Here is an 11868-nt window from a genome sequence, read left to right on the forward strand (position 1 = left end):
TTTTAAGTCTATTTTAACATACTACTCCGTTCAATAGAATGTCAATAAAACAGATCACTATTGACTAAGTATCTCCTCTATTTTCATTTATACTTATGAATGGAAGGCTTAACCTTTTTTGAGGATAATAAATCATTGACACTACAACGAACTTTTTCTAAACTATAGTTTGGTGTTAAATTATAAAGTAATTAATTCATATAAAGAATTTCAAAGGGGAGAGAAGATTATGCAACCACAGATGAAGCCTAACAGTTCTAGTTCGGTTGTTGAATCCAACCAAGGATTTCGCAAATGGTGGCAATTAACACGCCCTCACACATTAACGGCAGCCTTTGTTCCAGTCTTATTAGGTACAGCACTTGCTGTTCAAGAGCATACAGTTCATTTTGGACTTTTTCTTACAATGCTTATCGCAAGTTTACTCATACAAGCAGCCACAAATATGTTTAATGAGTATTATGATTTTAAACGTGGTCTTGATAATGAAAAGTCAGTTGGTATTGGTGGAACGATTGTTAGAGATGGCGTAAAGCCTAAAACTGTTTTATCTATTGCCCTTAGCTTTTATGGTTTAGCTGTTCTATTAGGTATTTATATTTGTATGAATTCTAGCTGGTGGCTTGCTGTCATTGGTTTAGTATGTATGGCGGTAGGGTATTTTTATACAGGTGGCCCAATACCAATTGCTTATACGCCATTTGGCGAGCTAGTTTCTGGATTTTTTATGGGGATGTTAATCATTCTCATTTCCTTCTATATACAAACTGGAATGGTTGATACTAGCAGTGTCCTAATTTCTATACCTATCTTTATTTTAGTTGGAGCGATCATGCTTTCAAATAATATTCGTGATCTGGATGGCGATAAGGAAAATGGTCGCAAAACCTTAGCAATATTACTTGGTAGAGATAAAGCCATTACACTATTAGCAGGGATGTTTATTGTTTCTTTTATCTGGGTTTTCATGCTGATTATCCTTCAACTTGCGTCACCTTGGGCAGCTATCGTGTTGCTTAGTGCACCAAAAGCGATAAAAGCAACGAAAGGATTCATTGGAAAAAGCATGCCAATCGAAATGATGCCAGCAATGAAAGCAACAGCCCAAACGAACACCATTTTCGGTTTTCTACTATCTATCGGTCTATTCCTAGGATACTTCCTATAACCTATTTAACACAAAAGCCCACTGTCCTAAAGGACAGTGGGCTTTCACGCTTTAAAGCATTGGGGGTCAGTCCCCCGTCGCTTTAAAGCGATGGGGGACTGACCCCCAATGCGGTGATGTGCTAAAGTGAAGCGTTTTCGTTTGCTTGAATTCTCCATATTTCGGTTGAGTATTCTTTGATGGTGCGGTCGCTTGAGAAATATCCTGATTGGGCAATGTTTACTAAGCTTTTTTTCCACCATTCTTTTTTATCCAAAAACGCTTTTCCGACATCTTTTTGAATTTCAACATAAGAAGCAAAGTCCCTTAAGACAAAATACTGATCATTTTGTGCCAGTAATGAATCAAAAATGATTTCAAATTCATCATCTTCTTTAAAAAAGCCGTTCACAAGCTGGTCAAGAACTTTACGAATCCGTTTATCATGAGAATAATATTCCACCGAACGATAGCCACCTTGTTTTTGAAAACGCAACACTTCATCTGCACTTAGACCAAATGTAAAAATATTATCTGGACCCACTCTTTCAAATATCTCAACATTAGCCCCATCCATTGTGCCGACCGTCAGTGCCCCATTCATCATGAACTTCATGTTTCCTGTACCTGAAGCTTCTTTGCTGGCTGTCGATATTTGTTCACTTACATCTGCCGCAGGAAAAATTTCTTCCGCTAATGACACACGATAATTCTCAAGAAAAATAACCTTTAACACATTCGATACATAACTGTCTTCATTTATTTTCTTCGCAACCGTATTGATCAGTTTAATTACTTTCTTCGCAAAATAGTAACCTGGAGACGCCTTTGCGCCAAAAATAAACGTCCTCGGTGACATGGTGAAGCTTGAATCTTCCTTCAATAGATTATACAAATGCATAATGTGTAAAATGTTCAAAAGCTGCCTTTTGTAGGCATGGAGTCTTTTAACTTGAATATCAAAAATAGAAGAAGGATCAACTATTACTCCTGATTTTTGAAAAATCGTCTTACTTAATTGTATTTTATTCACTTCTTTTACTTTAGATAATTGTTCCAAAAATAATGAATCATTCTTAAAATCCATCAAATTTACAAGCTTTTCAGGACTCGAAACCCACTCTTCACCAATTGCCCCCGTAATTAGCCTTGCAAGCTCTGGATTTGACTTCAACAACCAACGGCGATGAGTGATTCCATTTGTCTTATTATTAAATTTTGTAGGAAACACTTGATAGAATAAGTTCATTTCCCGCATTTTCAAGATTTCCGTATGAATTCTTGCCACTCCATTCACACTATATGAACCTACAATCGCTAAATGCGCCATTTTCACTTCCTCATGGGCAATGATAGCCATCTGTTCGATTTTCCTCCAATCACCCGGATATCTATCCCAAAGAGATCTGCAAAATCGTTCATTCATTTCCTCCACTATCATATATATTCGTGGCAGCAGCGGTTGAAAAATTCGAATAGGCCAACGCTCAAGTGCTTCGGATAGGGTGGTGTGATTCGTATAAGAAATCGTTTTCGTGGTAATTTTCCATGCCTGTTCCCAATCAAATCCTTCTTCATCAATGAGAAAACGCATAAGTTCGGGTATCGCTAAAACAGGATGAGTATCATTGATATGAATACTCACATATTCATGAAAATGCAGTAGGCTTGAGTGTTGCTTGCGAAAGGATCGAACAATGGAGCGAATACTAGCGGCAACTAAAAAATATTGTTGTTTTAATCTTAAGATTTTCCCCTCGTCATGTGTATCATCTGGATACAAAAATTCCGAAACCGATTCCGTGTCACGTTTATATTTCAATATATTTTTATGAATCGGATAGGCGGATGGCTCCGCATTCCACAATCTAAGCGTATTTACTGTCTGATTCCTATAACCTACTACAGGCATGTCATAAGGCACAGCAGTAATATTTTCCGTATTTACATGGTGAAAAACAAGCCTACCATTTTCCATTCTGCTCTCGACCTGACCCCAGAAAGGAATTTCAACCGCATGGTCTAATTTGCGTACTTCCCACACATGACCATTCCGAAGCCAATGTTCGGGAAGCTCGATTTGATACCCATCGACCATTTTTTGCTCAAATAGTCCATGCTTATAGCGAATTCCACAGCCATGCCCAGGCAATCCAAGAGAAGCTAAGGAATCAAGAAAACAAGCGGCCAATCTCCCTAGGCCGCCATTCCCTAATGCTGCATCTGCTTCAACCTCTTCAATGCCTTGCAATGAAATTCCAAGCTCCTTTAAGCTATTTTCAACAAATTCCTCTATTTCTAAATTTAATATATTTTGCTCCAGTAACCTCCCTAATAAAAATTCAATCGATAAATAATAAACCTGCTTTGTTCCGTTTTTACGATACGATTCATTGGTTGCAATCCAATCTTTACTTACATACTCACGAATCATATTTCCTAATGCTTGATACTGGTCACGTTCTGTGGTTTCCGCAAAGCTCTTTCCCGACATTCTTTCAACTCGGTTAACAAACTCACTTTTAAATAGCTCCTTATTAGAAAACATGGCTTTCACTCCTTGTCACAAGCTCCGCATATAGCTGATTGTATTTAAATGCCGATTGTGCCCAGCTATAATCCTTCGACATTGCCGCTTGAACAATTTTCCGCCACACCTGCTTATCATGATAAAAATGAATCGCTCTTCTAATCGTGAAAAGCATGTCATGTGCATTAAAATTTTGAAATGAAAATCCATTCCCCTCTCCACTCATTTCATTGTAGGAATGAACCGTATCATTTAAGCCACCTGTCTCACGAACAATGGGAATCACTCCATATTTCATAGCAATCAGTTGCCCAAGACCACAAGGTTCAAAAAGAGAAGGCATTAGAAACAAATCTGCTCCAGCATAAAGTCTATGGGCTAATCCTTCATCAAAACCAATATGTGCATTTAATTTTTCCGGATATTCTTTCGCTTTACTTTGGAAAAATTGTTCGAACTCCCAATCCCCAGTACCTAAGACAACCAATTGAATATCCTCTTGTAGCATCTCCTCTAAAACACAGGAAACTAAATCGAGTCCTTTTTGTTTCGTTAATCTCGTAATCATCACCATTAAAGGAGTTTCTTTCTTTATTGGCAACTGGAAGTACTTTTGAATTTCCTTTTTGTTTTTCTGTTTATTTTTTAAATCTTTTATTCCAAATTTGTATGTTAAGTAATCATCTTTCATAGGATTATAAAAATCTTCATCAATTCCATTTAATATCCCAATCAGATCTTCCTCTCTTAGCTTTAACAGGCCTTCAAGCTTTTCGCCAAAGAAAGATGACTGGATCTCCGAACGGTAGGTAGGACTGACGGTCGTTATCTTATCAGCCGCTACAATTCCACCTTTCATAAAATTTGCATTCCCAAAAAACTCTAGCTGATCAGGTTGGAAATACCTTTCTGCGACACCTAATAAATCCGTTAAAACACTCTTTGGAAAGATCCCTTGAAATTGCAGATTATGAATCGTAAACACCGTTCGGATAAAACCATAGCGTTCCTTCTGATAATATTGAACTCTTAATAAAAACGGAATCATCGCTGTATGCCAATCATGACAATGAATCACATCTGGAAAAAAATCTAAATGCTCACAGCTTTCTAAGACAGCTTTACAAAAAAATGAAAAACGTTCTCCATCATCATAATAGCCGTATAACCCATCACGTTTAAAATAATATTCATTATCAATAAAGTAATAAGTCACACCATCATGAACTAGTTCTTCGATGCCACAATATTGAGTTCTCCAACCAAGCGGAACGGTAAACTCTTTTACTTTTTTCATCTGATTACGATAAGTTCCTGCAATCCTTCCGTATTTAGGAAGTATCACCCTTACGTCTGTACCTAGACTCACAAGCTCTTTTGGCAAAGAACCAGCAACATCTGCAAGACCCCCAGACTTAATAAACGGAACACATTCCGAAACGGTAAATAACACCTTCACGATTTAATCAACGCTCCTTGAACAGTGCCTTTTCGAATGACTCGAGGTTTATTCGCAGTCCCGATCATCACTGTTCCATCTTCTACTCTTACATCTTTATCTAAAATGACCGACTCTAATATACAATTCTCACCAATTTGACATTTTTGTAAAATAATGCAGTTAGTAATCTTAGACCCTTTTCCTATTTTGACCCCGCGCGCAATAATACTATTTTCCAATTCGCCTTCAATTTGACAACCATTCGCAATCATTGCATTTTGAACAACAGACCCTTTAAAATATCTTGTCGGCGGTTCATCTTTTACCTTTGTGAAAATAGGACGATTTTTTAAAAATACTTGTTTCCAAATAGTTGGATCAAGCATATTCAAACTAGTGGAAAAATACTTTTGTATGGAATCAATCATAACCGCATAGCCATCATACTCAAATCGACAAATCTTATATGAGTGGTTTATATCTAAAGCAATATCTCGCATTGTTGTATATCCTGTTTCATTACGATGATTGATCAAATCTACTAATAACGAGGTTTTAAGCATGAACATTCCAATGGATCTACCTTCTCTCGTTATTTCTGTAATGTCACAGTCTGATTCAATATGCTTTTTCAATACATCCCTATAATCTATATTTGAAATCGTATAGCAGTTGGAAATAATCGTATATTCCTGTATGCTTCGATTAAAGTAATCGATATTTGCGGCAAAATGTTGAAAACAGCCAAATCCTTGACTATTGCCTTCAATATTAGGGGAAGGGAAAAAGAAAAGCCCATCTCGTTTTCGATTTAAATCCCAATTCTTCCCTGATCCTAAATGATCCATTAGCGAACGGTATTGAAATTTTGGAAAAATAGCCACACTTCGAATCCCCGAATTCACCATGCTGGATAATACAAAATCAATCAATCTGTATCTCCCTGCAAAAGGAACTGCTGCTAGTGAGCGGTGAATCATTAAATCCTCTAAACCTTCATGAAAAGCCGTCGCATCGATAACTCCTAGTAATTGTCTATTCATCTGCGCTTCCCCACCCTATATCATGATCATTCTATATATCTCAGATTATTTTTTTTAATAAATCTTCTGTTACTAACAAAATCTCTCCATCCACTTCATTTCCATAAATAATAGCGCCTTCTGGTATTTGGATTCCAGCAGGAACAATCGCTTTTTCTATATAAGCGTTTTTCCCAATCACTGCATCCGACATAACGACGGATTCGCGAACAACCGCTCCTTTTTCAACTTTAACACCTTGGAAAAGTACTGACCTTTCAACATCCCCTTCAATTAGGCAACCCTCATTTATTAGAGAATCTAGTACTTCTGCGCAGGGAGCAATAAATTGTGGTGGTTGATTTGGATTAACAGAATAAATACGCCAAGTGTAATCAAATAAATCTAAATCACAGCTATTATTTAATAAATCCATATTCGCTTCCCATAGGCTTTTAACTGTCCCAACATCCTTCCAATAGCCTTTAAATGGATAGGCGAGCATTTTCTTTTGATCTTTAAGTAATAAAGGAATTACATCTTTTCCAAAGTCATGACTTGAGGTGGGATTCTCATCATCCTTCGCTAAATATTCCTTCAAAACATTCCAACTAAATATATATATTCCCATTGAAGCAAGATTGTTTTTCGGTACAGCTGGCTTCTCTTCAAATTCAGTAATTCTCATCTCATCATCTGTATTCATAATGCCAAACCGATTAGCCTCATTCCAAGGAACTTCAATAACCGAAATGGTTACATCTGCTCCTTTCTCCATATGATAGTCGAGCATGAATTCATAATTCATTTTATAGATGTGATCCCCCGATAAGATTAGTACATACTCTGGCTCATATTGTTGAAGATAATTCATATTTTGATAGATTGCACTAGCCGTTCCGGTATACCATTTCACATCAGAAGATTCACTATATGGAGGAAGTACAGTGACCCCGCCATCCATTCGGTCCAAATCCCATGCACTTCCGATTCCGATATATGAATTTAATAGAAGTGGTTGATACTGGGTTAACACACCCACTGTATCAATTCCTGAGTTCGTACAATTACTTAATGTAAAATCGATAATCCGGTATTTTCCTCCAAATGGAACAGCTGGTTTCGCGATTGTCGTCGTGAGAGAATTTAATCTACTCCCTTTTCCCCCTGCCAGAAGCATAGCTACGCATTTTTTCTTTCCCACTACCTTTTCTCTCCTTTCTTGATTTCACAGGTCGCAAAATGGATATACCAAACGGAGCAATATTCATTTTGATATGATAAGGCTGGCCGTGAAATTCCTCATTATTAGCCATTAAAATTTTTCTATTAATATGACCGCTACCACCATAATCCAATTGATCACTATTGAATAATTCCCGATATTTTAACTCACCTGGCACTCCAACTTTATAATTCGAATAATTTTTTTCTGTAAAATTACACACAATGATCAGAAAATCTTCTTCTTCCTTGCCTCTTCTTATAAAAGAAAAAATCGATTGCCCACAATTATGAACATCAATCCATTCAAATCCTGCTTGTAAATAATCCAACTCATAAAAGGGCTTAGAGCGTTTATAAATCCTTATTAATTCTTTAACATATGCATTCAATTTTCGGTGCATGTCAAATTCAATTAATTGCCAATCTAGCTGTTCTTTATCCTTCCATTCATCAAATTGTCCAAGCTCAAATCCCATAAACAAAAGTTTCTTTCCAGGATGAGCGAACATATAACCAAGTAATAATCTAACCTGGGCAAACTTTTGCCAATAGTCTCCCGGCATTTTATTTAGAATTGACCTTTTTCCATGAACAACCTCATCGTGGGAAAATGGTAAGACAAAATTCTCCGTAAAAGCGTAAACTAATGAAAAGGTAATCTTTTGATGGACCCCGCTTCTCCTATTTGCTGGAGTCACCATATACTCTAAGATGTCATTCATCCAACCCATATTCCACTTATATTGAAAGCCTAAACCTTCATATTTAGTCGGGGCTGTTACTTGAGGCCAATCCGTTGAATCCTCCGCAATCATCATTACGCTAGGATCAAAATCTTTCACTACTTGATTTAGTTTTTTCAAAAAGGCAATTCCAAATGGATTTGGCTTTTTTTCATATGCATTTGGCCAATAAATAATATTTGCAACAGCATCTAAACGAAAACCATCGATGTGAAAATACTCCATCCAAAAAAGCACATTAGAAATGAGGAAACTATTAACCTCAGGTTTCCCTAAATCAAAATTTGCCGTACCCCAAACATCATTTTCCCGATCCGGACCATATTCATAGCTATAAAGATGTGTTCCGTCAAATTGATACAATCCATGACCATCCTTACAAAAATGACCAGGAACCCAATCGAGAATGACTCCAATACCATTTTGATGGCATTGATCAATAAAATACATGAGATCATGGGGTTCACCATAACGGCTAGTAGGTGAAAAATAACCTGTCCCTTGGTATCCCCAAGAATCATCGAGCGGGTGCTCGACAAGAGGCAATAATTCAATGTGAGTAAAACCATGCTGTAACACATAGGGAATTAATTCACGAACCAATTCTTTATATGACAAAAATTGCCCGTTATTATGCTTTTTCCATGAACCGAGATGGAGTTCATAAATGACCACTGGCTTCGATAAACTAAGATCTTTTTCCCTTTTTTGCTGCCACTTTGAATCCATCCATTGATATCCATCAAGACAATAAACAATAGAAGCAGTATTTGGTCTTATTTCAGAATAAAATGCAAATGGATCTGCTTTTAAACACCGTTCACCCGTTGAATAAATCACTTCGTATTTATATAAACAGCCTTCTAAATTTTCTGGAACAATTAGCATCCAAATGCCCTCTTTATTAACTCTATGAAAGGAGTGTTCGGTTCCATTCCAATTATTAAAATCACCGACAAGTCTGATAATTTGGGCATTTGGAGCCCATACACAAAATCTAGTGACAATCTGATTTTCTTTCATTAACACATGCGAACCAAATAACTGATAACCTTGAAATAAATTTCCCTCATGAAACAAATGCATTTGAAAGTCGGTTGGATATAACGTATTCACGACCATTTTTTCCCCATCCTTTAATTTAGTTGCCAAGATACCTTTAGATAGATTGAATCACTTTATAAGAGAAGAAATGTTAGAGGCATTTAGTATTGATTTTTAGAATCGTATTCACTAGCTTTCTTGTATTATTCTTGTTTAACATTAGAAATCCTTGTAATACTTTCAGACAATAAGTGAGGAGAAAGACGTATTTGCGAGAATAAATGAGCAAATTCAATCTGATCCGACATATATTAAAGGAATTTAGACAAAATAAAACAATAATAGTAACTAAAAAATTAAAAAAGGTGGAGTTACATTGGCAAATAAAGAAGAAGAATTTTTATTAAAACAAGCTGGAGGAGATATTCCTGCACCTTTATTCGATGCACCAGATGGGAAAATATTAGCTACAGGGGATATGTTTCGTGGTCCCTCCACAGGAGTTAGTTCTGAATTTGACCTAAATAATCCAGGAAACAAGCTAGCACCTAGCAAGGAGAAGTATGATTGAATAGAAAGCCAAAGGAAGCAGATTGTATGAAAACAAATAAAAAGGGTTGACCTATTTTGGTCAACCCTTTTTATTGTTAATATAATTATTCTTTATATTATAGGAAAAAAGTAAATAGCAATCTACTTTTCCTATAATATAAAAAAGAGCTACGATACAATATCGATAGCTCTTTAATAGATGACCCATACGGGATTCGAACCCGTGTTACCGCCGTGAAAGGGCGGTGTCTTAACCGCTTGACCAATGGGCCAAAATGTTATGGCGGAGAAGGAGGGATTTGAACCCTCGCGCCGGTTACCCGACCTACACCCTTAGCAGGGGCGCCTCTTCAGCCTCTTGAGTACTTCCCCATAATGGCTCCGCAGGTAGGACTCGAACCTACGACCGTTCGGTTAACAGCCGAATGCTCTACCACTGAGCTACTGCGGAATAGTAAATGTTAATGAATAAATATGGTGGGCCTAAATGGACTCGAACCATCGACCTCACGCTTATCAGGCGTGCGCTCTAACCAGCTGAGCTATAGGCCCAATATGGAGCGGGTGATGAGAATCGAACTCACAACATCAGCTTGGAAGGCTGAGGTTTTACCACTAAACTACACCCGCATTACTAAAATGGTGGCTCAGGACGGAATCGAACCGCCGACACAAGGATTTTCAGTCCTTTGCTCTACCGACTGAGCTACTGAGCCACATATAATGGCGGTCCCGACGGGAATCGAACCCGCGATCTCCTGCGTGACAGGCAGGCATGTTAACCGCTACACCACGGAACCATTAGATGGATTATTGCGGAGGCAGGATTTGAACCTGCGACCTTCGGGTTATGAGCCCGACGAGCTACCAGACTGCTCCACCCCGCGATAATATTAAGCCATTTTTAAATAAATATGGCGGAGGAAGAGGGATTCGAACCCCCGCGCGGTTTAACCCGCCTGTCGGTTTTCAAGACCGATCCCTTCAGCCGGACTTGGGTATTCCTCCGCGAAAAAAATATTAAATGGTGGACCTTGTAGGACTCGAACCTACGACCGGACGGTTATGAGCCGTCTGCTCTAACCAGCTGAGCTAAAGGTCCAATAAATGTTCAGCCTTTTAAGCTAAAAGTCCAAAATTATGGTAGCGGCGGAGGGGATCGAACCCCCGACCTTACGGGTATGAACCGTACGCTCTAGCCAGCTGAGCTACACCGCCATAATTTTAAATTTAATTGGTGGAGTCTAGGGGGATCGAACCCCTGACCTCCTGCGTGCAAGGCAGGCGCTCTCCCAGCTGAGCTAAGACCCCAATATTAGTTAGTTTAGAATGGTCGGGAAGACAGGATTCGAACCTGCGACCCCTTGGTCCCAAACCAAGTGCTCTACCAAGCTGAGCTACTTCCCGTTCTATATGGCGCGCCCGAAAGGAGTCGAACCCATAACCTTCTGATCCGTAGTCAGACACTCTATCCAATTGAGCTACGGGCGCATTTTATAAATGGTGCCGAGGACCGGAATCGAACCGGTACGGTAGTCACCTACCGCAGGATTTTAAGTCCTGTGCGTCTGCCAGTTCCGCCACCCCGGCACTTTTTGGAGCGGAAGACGGGATTCGAACCCGCGACCCCCACCTTGGCAAGGTGGTGTTCTACCACTGAACTACTTCCGCGTCTATTAAAGTGAATGGTGCGGGTGAAGGGAGTCGAACCCCCACGCCTTGCGGCGCCAGATCCTAAGTCTGGTGCGTCTGCCAATTCCGCCACACCCGCATGATTAAATTAAATGGTGAGCCATGAAGGACTCGAACCTTCGACCCTCTGATTAAAAGTCAGATGCTCTACCAACTGAGCTAATGGCTCGTACTAGTAAAACTGGTGCCGGCGAGAGGACTTGAACCCCCAACCTACTGATTACAAGTCAGTTGCTCTACCAATTGAGCTACACCGGCAAGGTTATATGGTGGAGGATGACGGGATCGAACCGCCGACCCTCTGCTTGTAAGGCAGATGCTCTCCCAGCTGAGCTAATCCTCCATATTTTTCGCCTGGCGACGTCCTACTCTCACAGGAGGAATCCTCCAACTACCATCGGCGCTGAGAAGCTTAACTTCCGTGTTCGGTATGGGAACGGGTGTGACCTTCTCGCCATCGCCACCAGACT

At 39.1% G+C, this 11868-nt stretch carries 7 protein-coding genes, 20 tRNA genes and 1 rRNA gene; 2 read left to right on the forward strand and 26 right to left on the reverse strand.

The window, feature by feature from the left end; translation table 11 throughout:
* The first annotated feature begins 229 nt into the window (after positions 1–229).
* Positions 230–1168 carry a 1,4-dihydroxy-2-naphthoate polyprenyltransferase gene (locus ACFSO7_RS21445; RefSeq protein ID WP_377879439.1) on the forward strand — a complete coding sequence of 313 codons (939 nt, stop codon included), beginning with the start codon at positions 230–232 and terminating at the stop codon, positions 1166–1168.
* 121 nt (positions 1169–1289) lie between these two features.
* On the opposite strand, the gene ACFSO7_RS21450 is transcribed toward ACFSO7_RS21445, so the two are convergent.
* The 5 genes from ACFSO7_RS21450 to glgB are packed head-to-tail and all read right to left on the reverse strand — an operon-like array spanning position 1290 to position 9232.
* Entirely contained in the window at positions 1290–3695 is a 2406-nt protein-coding gene (locus ACFSO7_RS21450) for a glycogen/starch/alpha-glucan phosphorylase (RefSeq protein ID WP_377879440.1), read from the reverse strand.
* Positions 3685–5136: a glycogen synthase GlgA gene (gene glgA / locus ACFSO7_RS21455; protein WP_377879441.1), complete on the reverse strand. Its 1452-nt coding sequence runs from the start codon at positions 5134–5136 to the stop codon at positions 3685–3687. The genes ACFSO7_RS21450 and glgA overlap by 11 nt, the downstream gene beginning before the upstream one ends.
* Positions 5133–6161 (reverse strand): GlgC family sugar phosphate nucleotidyltransferase, encoded by a 1029-nt coding sequence (locus ACFSO7_RS21460; RefSeq protein ID WP_377879442.1) that lies wholly within the window; start codon positions 6159–6161, stop codon positions 5133–5135. The genes glgA and ACFSO7_RS21460 overlap by 4 nt, the downstream gene beginning before the upstream one ends.
* Positions 6162–6201: 40 nt before the next feature.
* Positions 6202–7344 (reverse strand): glucose-1-phosphate adenylyltransferase, encoded by a 1143-nt coding sequence (locus ACFSO7_RS21465; RefSeq protein ID WP_377879443.1) that lies wholly within the window; start codon positions 7342–7344, stop codon positions 6202–6204.
* Positions 7292–9232: a 1,4-alpha-glucan branching enzyme gene (gene glgB / locus ACFSO7_RS21470; RefSeq protein WP_377879444.1), complete on the reverse strand. Its 1941-nt coding sequence runs from the start codon at positions 9230–9232 to the stop codon at positions 7292–7294. The genes ACFSO7_RS21465 and glgB overlap by 53 nt, the downstream gene beginning before the upstream one ends.
* Positions 9233–9530: 298 nt before the next feature.
* Here glgB and ACFSO7_RS21475 point away from each other — a divergent pair, with 298 nt between their 5' ends.
* Positions 9531–9725 carry a hypothetical protein gene (locus ACFSO7_RS21475; protein ID WP_377879445.1) on the forward strand — a complete coding sequence of 65 codons (195 nt, stop codon included), beginning with the start codon at positions 9531–9533 and terminating at the stop codon, positions 9723–9725.
* Positions 9726–9906: 181 nt separating this feature from the next.
* Here the strand turns inward: ACFSO7_RS21475 and ACFSO7_RS21480 are convergent.
* From ACFSO7_RS21480 to rrf, 21 genes are all read right to left on the reverse strand, one after another.
* Positions 9907–9978: transfer RNA gene (locus ACFSO7_RS21480), tRNA-Glu, on the reverse strand.
* Between the two features lie 9 nt (positions 9979–9987).
* A tRNA-Ser gene (locus tag ACFSO7_RS21485) sits at positions 9988–10078 on the reverse strand.
* 4 nt (positions 10079–10082) lie between these two features.
* Positions 10083–10157 (reverse strand) — tRNA-Asn (locus tag ACFSO7_RS21490).
* A 24-nt stretch (positions 10158–10181) separates the two neighbouring features.
* Positions 10182–10258 (reverse strand) — tRNA-Ile (locus ACFSO7_RS21495).
* Between the two features lie 4 nt (positions 10259–10262).
* Positions 10263–10336: transfer RNA gene (locus ACFSO7_RS21500), tRNA-Gly, on the reverse strand.
* 10 nt (positions 10337–10346) lie between these two features.
* Positions 10347–10422: transfer RNA gene (locus ACFSO7_RS21505), tRNA-Phe, on the reverse strand.
* 8 nt (positions 10423–10430) lie between these two features.
* Positions 10431–10506: transfer RNA gene (locus ACFSO7_RS21510), tRNA-Asp, on the reverse strand.
* A 13-nt stretch (positions 10507–10519) separates the two neighbouring features.
* Positions 10520–10593 (reverse strand) — tRNA-Met (locus ACFSO7_RS21515).
* Between the two features lie 28 nt (positions 10594–10621).
* Positions 10622–10714, reverse strand: a tRNA-Ser gene (locus tag ACFSO7_RS21520).
* Positions 10715–10731: 17 nt separating this feature from the next.
* A tRNA-Ile gene (locus tag ACFSO7_RS21525) sits at positions 10732–10808 on the reverse strand.
* Between the two features lie 39 nt (positions 10809–10847).
* Positions 10848–10924: transfer RNA gene (locus tag ACFSO7_RS21530), tRNA-Met, on the reverse strand.
* A 17-nt stretch (positions 10925–10941) separates the two neighbouring features.
* Positions 10942–11017, reverse strand: a tRNA-Ala gene (locus tag ACFSO7_RS21535).
* Between the two features lie 19 nt (positions 11018–11036).
* A tRNA-Pro gene (locus tag ACFSO7_RS21540) sits at positions 11037–11113 on the reverse strand.
* A 7-nt stretch (positions 11114–11120) separates the two neighbouring features.
* A tRNA-Arg gene (locus ACFSO7_RS21545) sits at positions 11121–11197 on the reverse strand.
* A gap of 10 nt (positions 11198–11207) precedes the next feature.
* Positions 11208–11296 (reverse strand) — tRNA-Leu (locus ACFSO7_RS21550).
* 6 nt (positions 11297–11302) lie between these two features.
* Positions 11303–11377: transfer RNA gene (locus ACFSO7_RS21555), tRNA-Gly, on the reverse strand.
* Positions 11378–11392: 15 nt separating this feature from the next.
* Positions 11393–11477 (reverse strand) — tRNA-Leu (locus ACFSO7_RS21560).
* A gap of 14 nt (positions 11478–11491) precedes the next feature.
* Positions 11492–11567, reverse strand: a tRNA-Lys gene (locus ACFSO7_RS21565).
* A gap of 13 nt (positions 11568–11580) precedes the next feature.
* Positions 11581–11656: transfer RNA gene (locus tag ACFSO7_RS21570), tRNA-Thr, on the reverse strand.
* A gap of 9 nt (positions 11657–11665) precedes the next feature.
* Positions 11666–11741 (reverse strand) — tRNA-Val (locus ACFSO7_RS21575).
* 9 nt (positions 11742–11750) lie between these two features.
* Positions 11751–11866 (reverse strand): 5S ribosomal RNA (gene rrf / locus ACFSO7_RS21580).
* Positions 11867–11868: the final 2 nt, after the last annotated feature.

It is taken from the genome of Bacillus sp. CGMCC 1.16607, from assembly GCF_042683745.1.
Classification (GTDB): Bacteria; Bacillota; Bacilli; order Bacillales; family Cytobacillaceae; genus Pseudoneobacillus.